The sequence below is a fragment of the Agrobacterium sp. A3-95 genome (assembly GCF_053521785.1).
In genome coordinates this window covers 44,467-62,305 of the sequence record NZ_JBNWDR010000008.1, presented here as the reverse complement: position 1 = coordinate 62,305, position 17,839 = coordinate 44,467, and the positions used below count along the sequence as shown (strand labels likewise).

The 17,839-nt window shown below is 58.8% G+C and carries 19 protein-coding genes; 10 read left to right on the top strand and 9 right to left on the bottom strand.

Annotation, left to right across the window (positions count from 1 at the left end):
• The 3 genes from iolE (at position 1) to ACQZ5Y_RS19815 (ending at position 3,095) form a co-directional block, all read left to right on the top strand.
• Entirely contained in the window at positions 1-909 is a 909-nt protein-coding gene (gene iolE, locus ACQZ5Y_RS19825; RefSeq protein ID WP_065660225.1) for a myo-inosose-2 dehydratase, read from the top strand.
• Positions 910-1,009: 100 nt separating this feature from the next.
• A complete protein-coding gene (gene iolB, locus ACQZ5Y_RS19820) occupies positions 1,010-1,822 on the top strand; it encodes a 5-deoxy-glucuronate isomerase (RefSeq protein WP_013762346.1) in 813 nt (270 codons plus the stop codon).
• A gap of 145 nt (positions 1,823-1,967) precedes the next feature.
• Positions 1,968-3,095, top strand: coding sequence for a Gfo/Idh/MocA family protein (locus ACQZ5Y_RS19815; protein WP_174051059.1), 1,128 nt, complete (start codon positions 1,968-1,970; stop codon positions 3,093-3,095).
• Positions 3,096-3,227: 132 nt separating this feature from the next.
• Here the strand turns inward: ACQZ5Y_RS19815 and ACQZ5Y_RS19810 are convergent, their stop codons facing one another.
• Entirely contained in the window at positions 3,228-4,190 is a 963-nt protein-coding gene (locus ACQZ5Y_RS19810; protein WP_174051057.1) for a 2-hydroxyacid dehydrogenase, read from the bottom strand.
• Between the two features lie 48 nt (positions 4,191-4,238).
• On the opposite strand from ACQZ5Y_RS19810, the gene ACQZ5Y_RS19805 reads away from it, so the two are divergent.
• Positions 4,239-4,457 carry a hypothetical protein gene (locus tag ACQZ5Y_RS19805; protein WP_174051029.1) on the top strand — a complete coding sequence of 73 codons (219 nt, stop codon included), beginning with the start codon at positions 4,239-4,241 and terminating at the stop codon, positions 4,455-4,457.
• Positions 4,458-4,490: 33 nt separating this feature from the next.
• On the opposite strand, the gene ACQZ5Y_RS19800 is transcribed toward ACQZ5Y_RS19805, so the two are convergent.
• Entirely contained in the window at positions 4,491-5,513 is a 1,023-nt protein-coding gene (locus ACQZ5Y_RS19800; RefSeq protein ID WP_004430963.1) for a LacI family DNA-binding transcriptional regulator, read from the bottom strand.
• 131 nt (positions 5,514-5,644) lie between these two features.
• A complete protein-coding gene (locus ACQZ5Y_RS19795; RefSeq protein WP_004430960.1) occupies positions 5,645-6,154 on the bottom strand; it encodes a MarR family winged helix-turn-helix transcriptional regulator in 510 nt (169 codons plus the stop codon).
• Between the two features lie 79 nt (positions 6,155-6,233).
• On the opposite strand from ACQZ5Y_RS19795, the gene ACQZ5Y_RS19790 reads away from it, so the two are divergent.
• The 3 genes from ACQZ5Y_RS19790 (at position 6,234) to ACQZ5Y_RS19780 (ending at position 9,511) form a co-directional block, all read left to right on the top strand.
• Complete coding sequence (locus ACQZ5Y_RS19790) at positions 6,234-7,034, top strand: creatininase family protein (protein ID WP_174051055.1); 801 nt, start codon at positions 6,234-6,236, stop codon at positions 7,032-7,034.
• A 115-nt stretch (positions 7,035-7,149) separates the two neighbouring features.
• Positions 7,150-8,274: a CobW family GTP-binding protein gene (locus ACQZ5Y_RS19785; protein WP_004430957.1), complete on the top strand. Its 1,125-nt coding sequence runs from the start codon at positions 7,150-7,152 to the stop codon at positions 8,272-8,274.
• 244 nt (positions 8,275-8,518) lie between these two features.
• Positions 8,519-9,511: a WD40 repeat domain-containing protein gene (locus ACQZ5Y_RS19780; protein WP_013762340.1), complete on the top strand. Its 993-nt coding sequence runs from the start codon at positions 8,519-8,521 to the stop codon at positions 9,509-9,511.
• A 218-nt stretch (positions 9,512-9,729) separates the two neighbouring features.
• Here ACQZ5Y_RS19780 and ACQZ5Y_RS19775 read toward each other — a convergent pair whose 3' ends face one another.
• From ACQZ5Y_RS19775 to ACQZ5Y_RS19765, 3 genes are all read right to left on the bottom strand, one after another.
• Complete coding sequence (locus ACQZ5Y_RS19775) at positions 9,730-10,911, bottom strand: MFS transporter (RefSeq protein ID WP_174051053.1); 1,182 nt, start codon at positions 10,909-10,911, stop codon at positions 9,730-9,732.
• Between the two features lie 290 nt (positions 10,912-11,201).
• Entirely contained in the window at positions 11,202-11,852 is a 651-nt protein-coding gene (locus ACQZ5Y_RS19770; RefSeq protein WP_174051050.1) for an outer membrane protein, read from the bottom strand.
• Positions 11,853-12,354: 502 nt separating this feature from the next.
• Entirely contained in the window at positions 12,355-12,642 is a 288-nt protein-coding gene (locus ACQZ5Y_RS19765; RefSeq protein ID WP_004430950.1) for a hypothetical protein, read from the bottom strand.
• Between the two features lie 270 nt (positions 12,643-12,912).
• Between ACQZ5Y_RS19765 and ACQZ5Y_RS19760 the strand changes: the two genes are divergently transcribed.
• From ACQZ5Y_RS19760 to ACQZ5Y_RS19750, 3 genes are all read left to right on the top strand, one after another.
• Positions 12,913-14,091 carry a hypothetical protein gene (locus ACQZ5Y_RS19760; RefSeq protein WP_174051049.1) on the top strand — a complete coding sequence of 393 codons (1,179 nt, stop codon included), beginning with the start codon at positions 12,913-12,915 and terminating at the stop codon, positions 14,089-14,091.
• A gap of 103 nt (positions 14,092-14,194) precedes the next feature.
• Positions 14,195-14,836: a DUF1007 family protein gene (locus ACQZ5Y_RS19755; protein WP_004430943.1), complete on the top strand. Its 642-nt coding sequence runs from the start codon at positions 14,195-14,197 to the stop codon at positions 14,834-14,836.
• Positions 14,830-15,891: a nickel/cobalt transporter gene (locus tag ACQZ5Y_RS19750; protein WP_174051047.1), complete on the top strand. Its 1,062-nt coding sequence runs from the start codon at positions 14,830-14,832 to the stop codon at positions 15,889-15,891. The genes ACQZ5Y_RS19755 and ACQZ5Y_RS19750 overlap by 7 nt, the downstream gene beginning before the upstream one ends.
• Here ACQZ5Y_RS19750 and ACQZ5Y_RS19745 read toward each other — a convergent pair.
• The 3 genes from ACQZ5Y_RS19745 to ACQZ5Y_RS19735 all read right to left on the bottom strand — a co-directional run bounded on the left by ACQZ5Y_RS19745 (position 15,882) and on the right by ACQZ5Y_RS19735 (position 17,826).
• Positions 15,882-16,121, bottom strand: coding sequence for a hypothetical protein (locus tag ACQZ5Y_RS19745; protein ID WP_112291474.1), 240 nt, complete (start codon positions 16,119-16,121; stop codon positions 15,882-15,884). The two genes, ACQZ5Y_RS19750 and ACQZ5Y_RS19745, sit on opposite strands and share 10 nt — an antisense overlap.
• Positions 16,108-16,800, bottom strand: a complete 693-nt coding sequence (locus tag ACQZ5Y_RS19740; RefSeq protein WP_019566970.1) for a GNAT family N-acetyltransferase — start codon at positions 16,798-16,800, stop codon at positions 16,108-16,110. The genes ACQZ5Y_RS19745 and ACQZ5Y_RS19740 overlap by 14 nt, the downstream gene beginning before the upstream one ends.
• Positions 16,801-17,130: 330 nt before the next feature.
• Positions 17,131-17,826, bottom strand: a complete 696-nt coding sequence (locus tag ACQZ5Y_RS19735) for a tellurite resistance TerB family protein (protein ID WP_003516244.1) — start codon at positions 17,824-17,826, stop codon at positions 17,131-17,133.
• Positions 17,827-17,839 lie beyond the last annotated feature (13 nt).

The following is a 17,839-nucleotide window of genomic DNA, read 5'->3' as shown; positions in this document are numbered from 1 at the left end:
ATGATCCGTTACGGAACCAACCCGATTGCCTGGTCCAACGACGACGACCGCACACTGGGCGCCAATATCAGCCTTGAACAATGCCTCGACGAAACCGCCAAGATCGGCTTCGACGGCATCGAGAAGGGCCACAAGTTCCCGACTGACCCGGAAGGCCTGAAGGGTGTGCTTGCGCCGCGTAGCCTTTCCTTCGTCTCCGGCTGGCATTCGCTGAACCTTCTGACCGACAGCATCGAATCCGAAAAGAAGGCCATGCAGCCGGCGCTCGATCTGCTGAAAGCCATGGGCTCGAAAGTCATCATCGTCTGCGAGACCTCGAACGCCATTCACGGTGCCGACGACACGGCGCTGGTTGACCGTCCTCGCCTTGCGGCCGAGGACTGGGCGAAGTTCGGCGCGGGTGTGGAGGCGCTAGCGGCCTATGCTGCCGAACAGGGCATCACCCTCGTCTACCATCACCACATGGGAACCGTGGTCGAGAGCGAAGACGAGATCGACCTTCTGATGAAGCATACCGGACCGAAGACCCATCTGCTCCTCGATACCGGCCATTGCCTGTTCGGCGGCGGAGATCCCGTGCGCGTCGCGCAGAAATACATGCACCGCGTCGGCCATATCCACGCCAAGAACGTGCGGCCGGTGATTGCCGATCAGGTTCGGAACGAGCGGCTTTCCTTCCTCGAAGGCGTTCGCCGCGGTGTGTTCACCGTGCCGGGTGACAGCGAAGGCGGCGTAAACTTCCCGCCGGTTCTGAAAATTGCCGCCGAGCACAATTACAGCGGTTGGCTGGTCATCGAGGCCGAACAAGACCCGGATGTGCGCAACCCCTTCGAATATCAGAGCCTCGGCCTGAAATCGCTGAAGGCGTTTGCCCGCGAGGCCGGACTGGACAAGGCTCAGGCGGCTTGAGGCCCATTACTCCCTCATCCCTGTGACAAGCACAGGGATGAGGGAAACGCGGGAATAGCCGCCCGATAAATTGAACGACTGACCAAAAAGGAACACCACCATGACCTCACTTCTGCGCAAGCCGGTCGCGACAAGCGGCAAGGTGCACGACATCACGCCCCAAAGCGCGGATTGGGGTTATGTCGGTTTCGGCCTTTATCGTCTGAAGCCCGGTGAAACCGCAGCCGAGAAGACTGGCGATACGGAAGTCATTCTGGTGCTTGTCGAAGGCAAGGCGAAGATTTCCGCCGGGGGCAAGGAGTTCGGTGAACTCGGCGACCGCATGAACGTGTTCGAGCGGAAGCCGCCGCACTGCGTTTATGTCCCCGCCGGCTCCGAATGGTCGTTGACGGCCACGACGGATTGCACCGTCGGTGTCTGCACCGCACCGGGTGAAAAAGGTAGCCGCGAAGCGCAACAGATCGGTCCCGATGGCGTGCAACTGACCGAGCGCGGCAAAGGCGCCAATACGCGTTACATTTTCCCCATCGCCATGGAAGAGCGCGATGTCGCCGATAGTCTCCTGGTGACGGAAGTGTTCACCCCGTCGGGCAACTGGTCGTCCTATCCGCCGCACCGGCATGACGAAGACAATTATCCCGATATGACCTATCTGGAAGAGACCTATTATCACCGGCTCAACCCGGCGCAGGGTTTCGGTTTCCAGCGCGTTTTCACCGAGGATGGGTCGCTGGACGAGACCATGGCTGTGGCGGATGGCGATGTCGTGCTGGTTCCCAAGGGACACCACCCCTGCGGCGCGCCTTATGGCTACGAAATGTATTATCTGAACGTGATGGCCGGGCCGATGCGCAAATGGCGCTTCAAGAACCACCCCGATCACGACTGGATTTTCAAGCGCGACAATCCCTGAGGCATGCCAGCATCCACGGCACCCTCCTCATCCCTGTGCCTGTCACAGGAATGAGGGGCGAGGAAAGTCCGCGTCGCGATTGCCGTAGAGAAAAAAGCAATCGAACGTATTGATTTCATCGTAATGATTTAGGGGAGAAGAGACCATGGCCGCTCTTGGCGTTGGCCTTATTGGCACGGGTTACATGGGCAAGTGCCACGCTTTAGCGTGGAACAACGTCACCAGCGTTTTCGGCGATGTGGAGCGTCCACGACTGGTCACACTGGCAGAGGTCAATCCCGAGCTTGCGGCGAAGAAAGCCGCCGAGTTCGGTTTCGCCCGCTCGACCGGCGACTGGCGCGATCTGCTTGCCGACCCTGAAATCGATGTGATCTCGGTCACCACACCCAATGCCTTTCACCCCGAAATGGCGATTGCCGCCCTTGATGCCGGCAAACACGTCTGGTGCGAAAAGCCGATGGGGCCTGCCTTCAAGGATGCCGTGAAGATGCGCGATGCGGCCCGCCGTTCGGGCAAGGCGGCGGCCATGGGCTACAACTACATCCAGAACCCTGTCATCCGCCATATGCGCCGCCTTATCGACGAAGGCGCGATCGGCAATGTCTACCATGTCCGTGCGGAAATGGATGAGGACTTCATGGCGGATGCCACCCAGCCCTTCTACTGGAAGAGCGAAGCCTCCTCCGGCTATGGCGCGCTGGATGATTTCGCTGTTCATCCGCTGTCACTTCTGTTTTCCCTTTTCGGCCATGCCGAAAGCGCGATCACCGATATGGTGAAGCCTTACGAGACGCGGCCGCTAAGTGGCGGCGGCGAGCGCGCTGTGGAAACGCATGATCTTGCCAGCGTGCTTCTGAAGCTCAAAGGCGGCATTTCGGCGGTGCTGATCGCCAACCGCTCGGCCTGGGGCCGCAAGGGCCGTATCGCCATCCAGATTTACGGCTCCACCGGCTCGATCCTTTTCGACCAGGAGCGGATGAACGAATTCCAGCTCTACACCACGGACGGGCGCCCGGAGGAGCAGGGTTTCAGAACCATTCTCGCCGCCCCTCACCACAAACCGTATGACCGCTTCATCCCCGCACCCGGCCACGGGCTTGGCTTCAACGATCTGAAGGTGATCGAGTGCCGGGAACTGATCGCGGCCATCGAGGGCAAGACGGCGCATATCATCGACTTCGAGGAAGGCCTGAAGATCGAGCGCAGCATTCATGCCATGGCCCGGTCCTTCGCCGAGGGACGATGGGTCGCGACGAGTGAGATTGCGGAATAGGCAGAGGCGGGTTAGCGAGGAACTTTGCCTCTTTCGTCATGCTCGGGCCTGTCCCGAGCATCTGCAACCGATTGATTTAACGCTACCTGGTTGGATCCTCGGGACAAGCCCGAGGATGACGGCGGAGAGGTGTTATCCCTTAACCGGCGTTTCCGGCACCGGCGTCAGCACCTTGCCATCCCTAAACCAGCCGAGAATATTGTCGGCCACCAGATCGGCCATCGCGTTGCGCGTCGGGATGGACGCAGAGGCGACGTGCGGCAGCAGGGAAACGTTCGGCAGTGACAGGAACGCTTCCGGCACCTTCGGTTCTGCGTAGAACACATCGAGACCGGCAGCACCCACCGCACAGCTCTTGAGGGCCTGCAAAAGCGCATCCTCATCGACGCTGGAGCCGCGTCCGACATTGATGAACACGCCCTGCGGACCAAGTGCCGAGAGGACTTCCGCGTTGATCGCCTTGTGCGTTTCCGGGGTGCCGGGCACGATGCAGATCAGCGTGTCGACAGCCTGCGCCATCTCCTTTAGCGAACCGTAATAGGTATAGGGCAGGCCATCGCGCTTGCTGCGGGTATGATAGCCGATCTCCACCTTGAATGGCTCCAGCCGCTTGGCGATTTCCTGGCCAATGCGGCCCATGCCGAACAGGCCGACCTTGCGGCCGCGCAGGGAAAACGGCGAAAGCGCGAAGGGCCCTTCGCCAACCCATTTACCCTCACGCAGCCAGGTTTCGGCCTGATAGAGACGACGAACCGTGTTGATCAGCAGCGCAATCGTCGTGTCCGCAACTTCGTCGTTCAGCACGTCGGGCGTATTGGTCACCACGATACCGCGCGTGGCGGCATGTTTGGCATCAACGCCATCGTAACCGACGCCGAAATTGGCAATGATCTCGAGTTTCGGCAGCGCATCGATCCATTTGGCGTTGACGACGCCTGAAACGGCGATGGCATTAATGCGCTCAGCCGCGCCATCAGGCAGAACCGGCTCAGCACCGGCGGGCACTGTCACGATCTCGACCTTGCCTTCGAGGCGTTCGAGCACGCGCGGGTTGATCTTGCCGGGAACGAGAACGACGGCTTGTCTGTCAGACATGGGTGGATATTCCTCCTGATTGCATTCCGATATCGTCAGAGCGGATTCATGGGCGAACCACTCGCCATCCCGCTCTTCTGGGCCGCGATCTTTTCAAACAACGGCGGCCGTGAAAAGGGCAATAAGGGGAAGCTATGGGGGCAGACGGAAGTTTCATGCCGTTTTTTTTACGCGCCCGCCTCCGTCATGCCGGACTTCAGGCGCGCGTCGGCGGGGCGCAAAGAGTCTTTCCAGCTCAAGGGCTTGAACTGGCTGGCTTTAGGCTGAAGGCCGGAATGACGAAAGAGAGGGAAACGCTGCTCAAACCCTCGGACGCACCGGCCCTGTCGACTGGCGGATGCGCATTTCCGGCTTGATGAGGTGCACGCCATCCGGCTCGTGGCTGCCCGCCAGCCTGTCCAGAAGCGCACGCGCCGCAAGGCGCCCCACCTCGGCCTGTCCGTTGGACACCGTGGTCAGCGCCGGCGTGGCGATGGCCGCCTCCTCCAGATCGTCGTAACCCGTCACGGAAATATCCACGCCCGCCACCAGTCCGGCGCGCGAAATGCCGTTCATCAGGCCGATGGCGACCAGATCGTTCCAGCAGACGGCAGCGGTGGGCTTCTGCGGCAGCGACAGGAAATGCACTGCGGCCTCGAAACCGCCCTGCTTGGAGCGTGGGCCGGGAATACGCAGGTTCGGATCGACCTCGATTCCCGCCTTGCGCAGCGCGTTGACATAACCCTGATAACGATCGCGGCCGGTCGAGGTCTGGTCGGTACCACCAACCATGGCGATGGTGCGATGGCCAAGACTGATCAGATGATTGGTCGCAAGCGAAATGCCATAGCTGTCGTCGCCGCGATAGGTCGGCATGTCGACGCCCTCGAGCGAGCGGGCCACCAGAATGGCGGGCATGCCGTTTTCCTCAGCCAGCGTCATGTCCTCGATCGGCGTGCCAATGGCGGGCGACATGATGATACCATCAGAACCAAGTTGCAGCAGCGTTTCGATGAAGGTGCGCTGTTTTTCAACCGAATCATAATGGTTGGACAGAATGAAGGTCTGGCGGCTGCGATCCAGCTCGGTTTCGATGGCCTTGAGAATTTCACCATAAAACGGGTTCATCACATCGTGGAACACCACGCCGATAATGCCGGAGCGCGAGGTGCGCAGGCTGGCGGCCCGGCGGTTGTAGATGTAGCCGAGCGCCCGTGCCTGTTCCTTGATCTTGTCGCGGGTGTCAGAGGCGACCAGCGGACTGTCGCGCAATGCAAGGGAGATGGTGGCAGTCGATAGACCGAGGCTTTCGGCGATTGTCGACAGTTTGATCTTTTGTGCCACGGCATTTCTCCCCAAACCCATGTCATTGACAGACGTTTCTGTTTAAATCGCAATTAAACAATTTAAACAAAATCCGCAACCGGTTTAAGGAATATCAACAAAAAGACAGTGGTTTTTAAAAACTCAACAAATTATTGAAGGTTGGTATCGATCACCTTGAGAAGTTTAACCACCGTCCTGATGTCCTTGGCAGAAAGCCCCTCAATCGCCCGCGCACCGCAATTTGCGATGGATACGTTGATATGTTCGACGCTTTTCAGGCCTGTCTCCGTCAGTTTCACCAGTGTTACGCGGCCATCCTCGTCATCGCCGCTGCGCTCCACGAAGCCCTGGGCTTCCATGCGGCCGATGGTTCGCGTCATGGTCGGCGCCTTGACACCAAGTTTCTGGGCGATCTGCCCAGGCGTGAGGCTGCCTTCCTGCGCCAACGCCAGAATAACGCCGTCCTGCCCGGCATAAAGGCCGCTTTCGGCAAGGCTGTGGCTCAACGCCGTGCGCATGGAACGGGCGGCCTGGGTGATGGATTGCGCCAGTTCCTCAGGGTTGAAATTCTCATCCCTCTTTTTGGCGTCCTTTACTTTCTTGGTGCCCTTGTCCTTTTTGGCGCCCTTGTCCTTATGCCCAGTTTTGTCCTTGCTCATATGCGAGTGCCTTTTACCCTGTGGCGGAACCGATATATGTTGCTGGAAATCCTTACCGAATGCACGCGCGGACTGCCAGATGCCAAACTCATACACGCATTATCACGACGAAAACGTAACAGACCCTCATCTTCGCGCAACAGGTGCAATTTCAGTGCTGCCGCTCGGTGCGCACGAACAGCACGGGCCGCACCTGCCCTTCGAGACAGACACGCTGATTGCGGCGGGCATTGTCTCCCGTTTGGCTGCTGTTTTGCCCGCCGGTCTGCCGGTGTCCTTCCTGCCGGTGGAGCCCGTTGGATATTCCATCGAGCACAAGAATGTGCCGGGCACGAAGTCGTTGCGTTACGATGAGGCCGTTGAGCGCTGGCTCGGCATTGCTAAGGCCGAATATGAAAAAGGCGTGCGCAAATTCGTGATGTTGAACGCCCATGGCGGCAATTCGCCATTGATGACCATCGTCGCCACCGAGGCGCGCGCCCGCTTCGGTATGCTGGCGGTCGCCACCAGCTGGACTCGTTTCGGCGTACCGGCGGATATCGTGAAGCCTGAAGACAAGGCGATCGATATCCATGGTGGAGATATCGAGACGTCGGTCATGCTGGCGCTTTGCCCGGAGCGGGTGGCGATGGAAAAAGCCGCCAACTTCCCCTCCCGCCAGAGCGATTTCGCCAGCCGTTTCAGGCATCTGCGTGCCTATGGTCCACACGCTTTCGGTTGGTTGATGAGCGACCTGAACCCGGATGGCGTTGCCGGAAACGCCGCCGCCGCCTCAGCCGAGAAGGGCGAAAGGATCATTTCCCATGCCGTTTCGGGCCTTGTCGAACTGCTTGAAGACGTCCACGCTTTTGACATAACGTTATTTCATAACAAAATTTGAAAAACTGCGCCGAAACCGGCCAGAATCCCTTTGAACTGCCCGAACGTCGCGCCTATATGGACGTCGACACTTATTCCTTGAGGCCTCAACCGGCCTTTCTCCACGCGAGGTTTCCATGACCGAAACAGCACCAGCCAAGCCCATCCCAGTCACCGTCCTGACGGGATATCTAGGCGCCGGCAAGACGACGCTTCTCAACCGTATCCTGTCCGAGAACCACGGCAAGAAATACGCTGTCATCGTCAACGAATTCGGCGAGATCGGCATCGACAACGATCTGATCGTCGAATCCGACGAAGAAATCTACGAAATGAACAATGGCTGCGTCTGCTGCACGGTGCGCGGCGACCTCATCCGCGTGGTCGAAGGCCTGATGCGCCGGCCCGGCCGCTTCGACGGCATCATTGTCGAGACCACTGGCCTTGCCGATCCCGTTCCGGTCGCCCAGACCTTCTTCATGGATGACGACGTGCGCGCCAAGACGGAGCTTGACGCGGTGGTCGCACTTGTCGATGCCAAGCACCTGCCGCTGCGCCTGAAGGACAGCCGCGAAGCCGAAGACCAGATCGCTTTTGCCGATGTCGTTATCGTCAACAAGACCGATCTCGTTTCGCCGGAAGAGGTCGCGCGCATCGAGGATATCGTGCGCGCCATCAACCCTTCTGCGCGCATCTACAAGACCACCCGTTCCGGCGTCGATCTTGCCCGCGTTCTCGACCAGGGCGCCTTCAATCTGGAACGTGCGCTGGAAAACGATCCGCACTTCCTCGAGCACGGCCACGAGGATCACGCGTGTGGTCCTGATTGCGACCACCACCACCATGATCATGGGCACGATCACGGCCATGACCACCATCATCACGACCATGATCACGCGCACCACGACCATGACCACGGCCACGATCACCACCACCATGGCGCGGCCTCCCCGATCCATGACGTGACGGTGCAGTCGGTGTCGCTGCGCGGCGGCGAAATGAACCCTGAGCGCTTCTTCCCGTGGATCCAGAAGGTCACCCAGACGGACGGCCCGAACATCCTGCGCCTCAAGGGTATCATCGCATTCAAGGGCGATGCGGAACGTTACGTGGTGCAGGGCGTGCACATGATCATCGAGGGCGATCACCAGCGCCCGTGGAAGGAAGGTGAAAAGCGCGAAAGCCGCCTTGTCTTCATCGGCCGCGAACTCGACCGCGAAAAGCTGGAAAAGAGCTTCAACGCCTGCCTTGCCACGGCTTGACATCCTTGACGGGGCACCGTGCCACCCTTGGCGTTTTCGGTGCCCTTCCTCACTTTCGACGTCATCCTCGGGCTTGACCCGAGGAGCCATTGCGGCCAGCATATGGATGGTCGAGTGATCCCCGGGTATGACCCGAGGATCGACCTTGACGCCACGGGTTGAAACCGCACCAACGGGTCTTCCCGACCTGGTCTGCGACCGAAATCCATCAATGACAAACACATAGACGAAAGACCGATGCCCCATGCCGACTGTTGCCCCGCTTGATATCGAAGGCCACGTGGTCTCGACCCATTTTCTCGGCGACATTCCGCTGTTTGCCACCGCCGCCGGCACCATTCACCGGCTGGATGGCGGCGAGAAGGTCACTGAGGCGCATGAGGGTCTGCTGACCTGCATCCGCGACCCCTATAGCGCCACGCTGCTTTCCGGCGGCGAGGACGGGCGCGTGCTGCGCATTGGCCATGATGGCAGCCTCAGCGAGATCGCCAATGTGCCGCGCAAATGGGTGGGCGTCGTTGCGGGCGGTCCGCAGAAGGCGGTCGCTTATGGTGTCGGCAAGTCCAGCTTCGTGCGCCTCTCGGACGGCACGGTCAAGGAATTCAAGGAAGAACGCACGGTGGAGGCAATAGCCTTCGCGCCCAAGGGCCTGCGCATTGCCGTTGCACGCTATAACGGCGTGACGCTGCATTGGGTGGCGAGTGCAGGCGATCCGGTCGATCTGGAATGGAAAGGTGCCCATACCGGCGTCACCTTCTCGCCTGACGGTAAGTTCCTCGTCACCACCATGCAGGAAAACGCCCTGCATGGGTGGAAGATGGAGGCCACCAAGGGCGGCATGGAAGCCCGCCATATGCGCATGACCGGTTATCCCGCCAAGGTGAAATCCGTTTCGTGGTCGGCAAAGGGCAAGTGGCTCGCCTCATCAGGTGCCCCGGCCGCGATCGTCTGGCCGTTTTCCGGCAAGGACGGCCCGATGGGCAAGGCACCCGAAGAACTCGGCAGCCGCGCCAACATCATGGCTACCAATGTCGCCTTTCACCCGCTGGAAGATGTGCTGGCCATTGGCTTCATTGACGGCATGATCCTCGGCGTGCGGCTTGCGGATGGCAAGGAAGCCCTGCTTCGCCGCCCCGGCAAGGGCGCCATTACCGGCATGGACTGGAGCGCCACCGGCAAACTGCTCGCATTTGCCTCCGAGGCAGGCGACTGCGGCATTGTCGATATTTCGGCGTAAGGACAGCAACAGGCGCACGTCCGGTTTCGACGGATGGCTCGATACGGCTCAGTCTCCGCCCTCATTCCTGTGCTCGTCACAGGAATCTAGCCAGCCCAAGTCCTTGGGCTGCAAGGGACTGTTTTCGCCACGCAGACGCGCATCGACTGGATTCCTGCGACAAGCACAGGCATGAGAGCTGGCAGGTGTCAGCGCCAGAAAACCTCGGCATTGTCTCGCTATTCGCTGACCTGACGCCGCGTCAGGAACAGCAGCAGCAGGGCTGCCCCTGCACCAACCGAAGCAAGTCTGATCGACGTACCGAAGCTTGCATATTGCGACACAAACCCCATAAGCGGCACCGCAAACAACCCGGCAAGGAAAATGGAATTCATGTAGAGCGCGGTCGCCCGCGCGGTGCGGCCGCGCGCAAAGCCCTGCACGAAGGTAAGGCACGTGCCGGCGCAAAGCCCGTAATAGGCCCCTTCAAGTGCTGCTCCGAACAACATGGCCGGAAGGGTCTGGACCGAGGCTATGACGTTGAAGGCGACGATTGCCATCACCGCAGAGATACAAAGAAGGATGCGGGCGCTGACCCGGCGCATGATCCTTGGCGCAAGCAGGATCAGCAGAACCTCCATCGCGCATTTGACGCTGAGCGACAGGCCCGGCACGTAATCCGGCAGACCCACCTCGCGTACCAGAAATACCGGCAGGGCCGAGGCGCACAGGGCGTGGGCGAAAGACATACAGAAGCTAGCCGCCGCCGCCATCAACAGTGGCAGGTTGCGCCGCGTATCGTTGTCGCCCTCTTTCCGTCGTTCCATCGGACATGTCTGGCCGCGCGGCACGAAGGCAAGGGCAAGCCCGCCCCAGATGGCCGCCATCAGCATGGCATTCATGAACACGGCCTGCGCGCCGGCAAGATCGAGGATCAGATAGGCGGCGGCCGGAAGCAGCATCCATGCCAGCGACACCATTGTCCGCAGAAAGGCGTTATAGGCAGGTGCATCCAGTGCTTTTACCCGGCCATAGTAGCGACCATAACTGAAAATCAGGGTACTGGCGGCGTTGGAAAGCCCCATTCCCGTTGCCGTCACCGCCACGAGCAATGCCAGATGCCCGGAGGTCGCCGCCGCCGCTGCGATAAAAGCACCAAACACAGAGAGCAGCAGCAATGGCCGCACGCGCACACCGGCATCGACACGTTCGCCATAAGTGCGACTGGCGATGATCGAAGCAACCATTGCCGTCACGCTGTAGAGACCAAGCGTGGCCGGCGGGTGACCAAGGACCTGGATGATGTAAAAACCGATAAATGGCACAACAGCCGCATTGGTGCCGCCGGCGATGAAGACCAGCACAGCGATCATATAGGCCTGACGATCAAAAACGCCCGGCAAGGTGTTTTTCTGTAGCATGGGGGAATCGACTGACGGCTGGGAGAACGCGAAGCCCACGTTCACACCAAAACGGCGCGCCGTTCAAGCCCGCATGGATAGTCTAAGCATTGTTGTGATTTCGGGAAGAGAGCTAGTCTCTTTCCCCCGCCTCGCCATAGCGACAACTAGCCTACCGCGCGCCGCCACAGGTGACTGCCCGGCGGAGCTTTCAGCCGGGCAGGAATGGATCAATATGCTGTCAACCGTCACCAGTGCTGTGAGCGTCGAGGAGACGCATCGACTCTGACCGGAAGCGGAAGAGGTGCTGATCAGAACTTCACGCCGAGGCCGACATTGACAACGTGGTTGTTGAGATCGCCACGGAACGAATCGCCCGCAATGCTGTATGAGCCTCTAGCGAAATCGTTGTAGCGGTATTCAACGCGGCCAAAAACGTTGTCGCTGAAGGCATAGTCAACACCGGCGCCGATGGTCCAGCCATGAACCAACTTGCTGCTCTTATGGGAAGAACCGGCATCAACCTGGCTATCCGTCGCGGTGTATCCGCCAGCAGTGTAGATCAAGGCCCGGTCGAAGGCGTAGCCGGCGCGCAAGCGTGCGGAACCGTTCAGACCTGTGGAGATCTTGTCTCCGTCAATGGTTTTCTTGGCCCAGTCGTAACCGAGGTCGCCCTCAACGCCGAGAATGACGGAGGGTGCCACTTCGAAATTGTAGCCTGCAAAACCCGAAAAACGGGCGCCATCAAACTTTTGCGTTACGGATTCGCCAAACGCACTCACCTTCACACGATCCCAACCGTAGCCTGCTGAAGCACCGGCGTAAAAACCGCCCCATGAGAAGGCCGGTGCGGCGTCAGTGGCGACAGGCGCTACCGGAACGTCACTGACGGCGTCGGCGCCAACGGCCACACCGGAAAGCATACCGAGAGCGACCAGCGCCAGAAATGATTGTTTCAACATGCAATAGCTCCTTCAAAATTTTCTCACCCGCCGCGATGCGCGGACGAAATATTACCTGGTCGAAAAACAAAATCGCCAAGTTCACGTACTCGCTGATTTAAACATATAAAGTTTAAAAACAAGTGTCGAAATGTCACAGCAGTAATAATAAATCTAAATATAATTCAATACGATTACTTCGATATATAAAAATATAAATGTATACTAAATTTCAAAAAAATATATACATTCGTAGTATTATTTAATCAAAAATCTCCTAGGTCATCGCCTTTCTACACTTAATAGATACTCAGGGTAGCGCGCACCGATAAAGACGGTACAAACCGGAAAAGAGGAACAAAAAGAAGGGAGCCCGAAGGCCCCCTTGCAGTCATGCGATGCGCCGTTTGTTATTTCCGGAAGCACCGTGTGTCTTACACACGTAGCTGGAGGACTGCTTCCGGCTTATATCCTGCGCGCATCGTTTACGCTGAAAATCCCTGTCGATTTTCGATCTGCACCATTAGTGGCGACGCTTTTTGCCGCCATCGTTCTTGTTGTCGATGACATCGACGGAAGTCTTGTTGCCGTTGAGAAGGCCATTCAGGATACCGGTCTTGTTGCCGTTCAGAATCCCGTTATTGGACAGGATACCGCTGACACCCAGATCGATGCTTGGCGACACGACGACGAGTGCGCCGCCCTTGTTGCTGTTTCCGGACAGGATACCGCCCAGCAGACCACCGGCATTGGCTTGACCAACGGAAGCGACAGTAAGAACAGCGGCTATGCAAGCAAATTTGGCAATCATTTCTCTCTCCTCTTATGTTTGATCACGCCCCATGGCGTAGTCGAACTGTATATTTAGAGGATTCTAATTCAAGCAAAGTCTAATATTACAATAAATAATTAACTTTAATACTGGTGATTTTAATCAAGTTTTACGCGACTGGCGCCGGTATATTCTTCTCGAATTTCCGTGGAATACACCATGACTTCCGGCCTCGACAATATATCGCCCCTGAAACTTTATTAACCATCCAAATATAAGATATTGCTTAATTAGAGACCGGAGATGCAAATGCGGCTGGGAGGATACATCGCGCTTGTTCTTGGGCTTGCCTGCACCTGCGGTGCGCAGGCGGGGGAAAACGCCGATGAACACAATATCAACTATAAAACCGGCATCGGCTACGACACCAATTACTTCGGCGATACCAACCGGCTGAAGGCTATTTCGCTGCGCGCGGGCTTCGGGCTTAACGGAAAGTTCGTGCTTGATGGCACGGAACTGCGTTATTCGCTCGAGCATGAGGAGGTTCGCCTCCCCCGTTACCGTTTTGCCAATGAACACAACACCATTGCCAGCCTGGGGCTGACCAGGCGTCTGTCGGAGCGGCTGGAATGGGCCGTGGAACTGCGTGGCACACGCAGCGATGCCGGCGATATCTTCCTGCATCTGCCGGAAGAAGACATCGGTTACCGGCGACTGGACCACAAGCTGGAGGCATCGACACAGCTCGCCATCCTTGCTCTTGGCGGAAAGAACACGCTGACGGCGGGTTTTGCCAGTTTGATGAAAGGCAGGGCGCGTTTTCGTCCGGCCTATTTCGAGCCCACCCGCCTGGAGGCCAATGAAGCGCTCTTGTCGCTCAAGGCCGAACATGTGCGCCCGCTGGCCGGCGGCGAGGCCGGACTGACAATTGCTTATGACCGCATTGTCGTGCCGGAAAGCCAGCAGGAGAAATACGAGCGTTTTCCGGCCAGCACATTGCGGGGATCACTTGCCTACGGTTACAAGTTCTCCGAACGCTTCGCCGTTCTGGCCGAAGGGGGCCTGACGACGATTTCCGGCGACGATATCAGCGACAAGGTGAAGCGCACCCGGCCCTATCTCAGGGCCGAAGCCGAGGTAAAGGCTACCGACCGCATCGCCTTCGGTGCTGGCTTCTCCCAGGATTACGCGCTTTTCGACCCTGATGATCCCATTGCCGAGTTCCACCGCCGTTGGCAGTTCGTGGTTAAAAGCAAGCTCACCGACAAGGTGGGGCTGGACCTGGCGCTGCAGCGTGTCCACAAGGACTGGATCTATTACAATTACGACACCAGCGAACGCAGGCTGGTGGCCACACTGTCCTTCGACACCGGCAAGAACAGCAAGCTGGAGGTGGAATTCAACCGCCTTCTGCATGGCGAGCGCGACACCGACCTGTCCTATAGCGGATCGAGCGTCACCTCGCGTTTCACCGGCACCTTCTGAAACATTGGGCAGCCACATCACCAAAGCGCATATCAGGTCGAAATTCGGTCCCAATTTCTGCTAGAATCCAGCTCCGAGATTCGAAGGCAGGACAGACCGGATAATGAACAGACGACTTTTGCTCCTTGCGGCTGGCCTGACCTCCATTCCCGTTGCCGCCGCGGCACATCCGCATATTTTCGCCGAAGCGCGCATGGAAATCGTCGAGGGGCCGAACGGTACCATCCAGGAGGTGCGCAACATCTGGCGTTTCGACGAGATGTTCTCGGCAAGCGTGGTGATGGATTACGACAAGAACGGCGACCTGAAGCTGGACAAGAACGAGCTGGCCGAAATCGGCAACACCGTGCGTGAATCGCTCGGCGAATATTCCTACTACACCTTCATTACCGCCAACGGAAAACAGGTGGATTTCGCAAAGCCCGACACCATTCATGTGGACTACAAGGACAAGCAGATCCTGATGTTCTTTTCCGTCAAGCCAAACACGCCGCTTTCCATCAAGGGCAAGCTTAGCTTCGGCGCGTGGGACCCGACCATGTATACGGCGATCGATTTTGCGAAAGACGGCGATCTGGCGACCGTCGGCAAGGATCTCGCCGCCTGCAAACACCATGTCGTGCGCCCCGACCCGGACGAGGTGATCTCACAAAACCAGAGTTCGCTCACCGACGCTTTCTTCAACGACCCGACCGGCACCGACATGACCAAACTCTTCGCCACCCGGCTGGAGGTGACATGCTGAGCCGAAGCGGGCGCCTTTGCGGACACCTGACCATCGCCGCACTCTGCGTGCTGGCTGTGGCAGGTGCTGCCCATGCGCAATCGCCGCTCGGCATAGGCTCGGCCGAGCCGTCCTTTGCCCCTGGCGGGCCGTTCGCGCCGCTGATGCAATGGATCAACGTGCACCAGCAGATGTTCTACCGGGCGCTGACCGGTGCCCTGAAAGCCATGCGCGAAGACAATTGGGCCATGGCATCGCTGGTTGGCCTCTCCTTTGCATACGGGGTCTTTCATGCCGCCGGTCCTGGCCACGGCAAGGCTGTCATCTCTTCCTATATGATCGCCAATGAAACGCAGCTGAAACGCGGCATTCTCATTTCCTTCATTTCAGCACTCATTCAGGGCGCAATGGCCATCGGCCTCGTTGTCGCAGCCTGGCTCGTGCTGCGCGGCACGTCCATCACCATGACGAAAGCCACGCAGGCAATGGAGATCGCCAGCTTTGCCATGGTGGCGCTGTTCGGCGCCTGGCTTCTGCTACGCAAGCTCTGGTCGCTGCGCATCCGGCGCGTACCTGTTGCCACCTTCGCCGTTGCGGGGGAAGCAACAGCAGTCAGAACCACGGGCATGGGCACGGGCCTCAGGTTTCAGGGCAAGCCGGTTTTCGCGGACCACGCCCATAGCGGCACAGGTGATCTTTGCGTCTCCTGCGGAAAATCGCACGCGCCCGATCCGCTGCTTCTCAAAGGCAAGAATTTCAGCCTGCATGAAGCGTGGTCGGCCATCATCGCAGTTGGCCTGCGGCCATGCTCCGGCGCCATCATCGTCATGAGCTTTGCGCTCTTGAACGGGATTTTTCTCGGCGGCGTGCTTTCCGTGCTTGCCATGTCGCTGGGTACCGCCATCACCGTATCGCTGCTTGCCATCATGGCCGTCTCGGCCAAGGGGCTTGCCGTGCGCTTCGCTGGCCCCGGAAGCCGCAGGGCAGCAGGCATCAGCCACGCGATCGAGATTGCCGGTGCGCTGTTCGTGCTTTTGATGGGCCTTATTCTGCTTGGCGCGTCGCTTCAGTTCTGACTGTCGCGGCGGCGCTGGTAGCGGGCGCGCAGCCAGAACAGCAGGAAAAAGCACAGCACCACCACCGAGCCAAACGCCGCCGCAAGAAAGGGCGAATAATCCCCCAGCCACAGCATGATTTTCGGCATCACGTAAAACACCAGCCCAAAACCGAGGATGATGCCAGCGGCGGCAAGGCCCGGCGACCAGTCTTTACGGCCAGAGCCAGCCTTCTTGTCAGGCGTGGTCATGGGCGAGCTCCGCGCGGATATCCTCAAGCTTGCGCTTCTGCGCGCCATCGGCCGTAAAATTCTCCGGCGAAAGCCAGATTTCAAACGCCTTGCCAATCAACGGCCATTCGCCGTCGATCATGGAAAACCACGCCGTATCGCGGTTGGCACCCTTGGAGATCATGTGCTGGCGGAACACACCCTCGAAGGTGAAGCCGTAACGCTTCGCAGTGATCTTGGAGGGTTCGTTTTGATTGTGGCATTTCCACTCGTAGCGGCGGTAACCCAGATCCTCGAAAACGTGTTTCGCCATCAGATAATGCGCTTCGGTCGAAAGCGGCGAGCGCTTCATCCTGGCGCCATGGGCAACCGAACCGACCTCGACCACGCCATTGGCGGGATCGGGCCGCATGTAGCTTGCCATTCCGACGACGTCACCGGTGGCATTTTCAACAAAAACCAATGTCACCCAGTTGAGTTTATCACCCGCGTTGACAAGCCAGTCACCAAAGGCTGCAGCATCGGCAAAGCCGCTTTGCGGGAAATATTTGAGAAGCGCATTGACCCCCTCACCACCAAGCGCAGTCCAGAGCCTTGCAAGATGCCTGTCGCGATCAAACGTTTCCGCCGTCACATAACGGCCCTTCAGCGTCACCGGCTGCGGCGCCGGACATCCCTTAAAATCACTCAGATCGCGCATTCTCTTCCCCATTGTCTGAGAGAAGGATTAGGCCAAGCGGGGCTGGATGACAACCGGGAAGTGGGGTGGAGTGCGGTGGCAGTCGTGGGTCGGGCGTACCGCGTGGGTGGGTGTGGCTCACCCCCCTCTGTCCTGCCGGACATCTCCCCCACAAGGGGGGAGATCGATCCGAGGTAAGGTTTAGCCCATATCAACGCTCGAGAATGAAGTGGCGGAAGAACGCCTTGCTGATCTCCCTCCTTGTGGGGGAGATGTCCGGCAGGACAGAGGGGGGTGAACCACACGCACCAACGCGGTGAACCAAACCCTCAAGCCGTCATGTAAAAAAACTCAAACCTTCGCCGCCACCACCGTCGACTCGATATGATCGACCAGCGCATCGGGCAACCCCAACCGCCCGGCAAGCAGATCGAGATAACCGCGCTCAGCCCGCGTATCGGCCTCTATGGCAAGACGCGAGGCGGTGTAGATTTCCACCTTCTGCTCCTCTGTGCGGGCAGCAGCCACCAGTGCGTCGATATCCAGCGGATCGGCCAGTTCCTTTTCGAGGAACCGCTCGGCTTCAGTGTCGAGGCCGGACACCTGCACCTTATCCATGATGTTGGCGCGCTCTTTTTCGTCGATATGGCCGTCTGCCTTGGCAGCGGCAATCATTGCCTGGATGAGTTTCAGCGCAAAATCGTTGGAAAGGGCGGGAGACTGCGGATGGAAGGCGGAATCGGCGGGCGGGGCGAGAAGCTCCGGCTCGGGTTTTGGAGCTACTTCAGGCGCCTGCCCGGATTTGTAATTCTTGTAGGCGAGATAACCGAGACCGGCGATGGCCGCGACGCCGCCGATGGTGGCGACATTGCCGGCGAGCTTGCGGCCGGTCTTGGTGCCCAGAATGGCGGCGGCGAGCGCACCGGCCTTCATCGGATTGTTCTTGGCGATATCGGCGGCCTGCCCGGCTCTGTCACGGACGCTTCCCGAAAGGCCCGGCACCTGTGAGCCGAGGAATTGTTCAAGAAGCTTCTTGGCGTCGAACATCAAAATCTCCTGT

Bases quoted from the DNA above. Each gene is read 5' to 3' on its own strand.
- iolE (WP_065660225.1), top strand. From the start codon at position 1: ATGATCCGTTACGGAACCAACCCGATTGCCTGGTCCAACGACGACGAC.
- iolB (WP_013762346.1), top strand. From the start codon at position 1,010: ATGACCTCACTTCTGCGCAAGCCGGTCGCGACAAGCGGCAAGGTGCAC.
- ACQZ5Y_RS19815 (WP_174051059.1), top strand. From the start codon at position 1,968: ATGGCCGCTCTTGGCGTTGGCCTTATTGGCACGGGTTACATGGGCAAG.
- ACQZ5Y_RS19810 (WP_174051057.1), bottom strand. From the start codon at position 4,190: ATGTCTGACAGACAAGCCGTCGTTCTCGTTCCCGGCAAGATCAACCCG.
- ACQZ5Y_RS19805 (WP_174051029.1), top strand. From the start codon at position 4,239: ATGGGCGAACCACTCGCCATCCCGCTCTTCTGGGCCGCGATCTTTTCA.
- ACQZ5Y_RS19795 (WP_004430960.1), bottom strand. From the start codon at position 6,154: ATGAGCAAGGACAAAACTGGGCATAAGGACAAGGGCGCCAAAAAGGAC.
- ACQZ5Y_RS19790 (WP_174051055.1), top strand. From the start codon at position 6,234: ATGCCAAACTCATACACGCATTATCACGACGAAAACGTAACAGACCCT.
- ACQZ5Y_RS19785 (WP_004430957.1), top strand. From the start codon at position 7,150: ATGACCGAAACAGCACCAGCCAAGCCCATCCCAGTCACCGTCCTGACG.
- ACQZ5Y_RS19780 (WP_013762340.1), top strand. From the start codon at position 8,519: ATGCCGACTGTTGCCCCGCTTGATATCGAAGGCCACGTGGTCTCGACC.
- ACQZ5Y_RS19775 (WP_174051053.1), bottom strand. From the start codon at position 10,911: ATGCTACAGAAAAACACCTTGCCGGGCGTTTTTGATCGTCAGGCCTAT.
- ACQZ5Y_RS19770 (WP_174051050.1), bottom strand. From the start codon at position 11,852: ATGTTGAAACAATCATTTCTGGCGCTGGTCGCTCTCGGTATGCTTTCC.
- ACQZ5Y_RS19765 (WP_004430950.1), bottom strand. From the start codon at position 12,642: ATGATTGCCAAATTTGCTTGCATAGCCGCTGTTCTTACTGTCGCTTCC.
- ACQZ5Y_RS19760 (WP_174051049.1), top strand. From the start codon at position 12,913: ATGCGGCTGGGAGGATACATCGCGCTTGTTCTTGGGCTTGCCTGCACC.
- ACQZ5Y_RS19755 (WP_004430943.1), top strand. From the start codon at position 14,195: ATGAACAGACGACTTTTGCTCCTTGCGGCTGGCCTGACCTCCATTCCC.
- ACQZ5Y_RS19750 (WP_174051047.1), top strand. From the start codon at position 14,830: ATGCTGAGCCGAAGCGGGCGCCTTTGCGGACACCTGACCATCGCCGCA.
- ACQZ5Y_RS19745 (WP_112291474.1), bottom strand. From the start codon at position 16,121: ATGACCACGCCTGACAAGAAGGCTGGCTCTGGCCGTAAAGACTGGTCG.
- ACQZ5Y_RS19740 (WP_019566970.1), bottom strand. From the start codon at position 16,800: ATGCGCGATCTGAGTGATTTTAAGGGATGTCCGGCGCCGCAGCCGGTG.
- ACQZ5Y_RS19735 (WP_003516244.1), bottom strand. From the start codon at position 17,826: ATGTTCGACGCCAAGAAGCTTCTTGAACAATTCCTCGGCTCACAGGTG.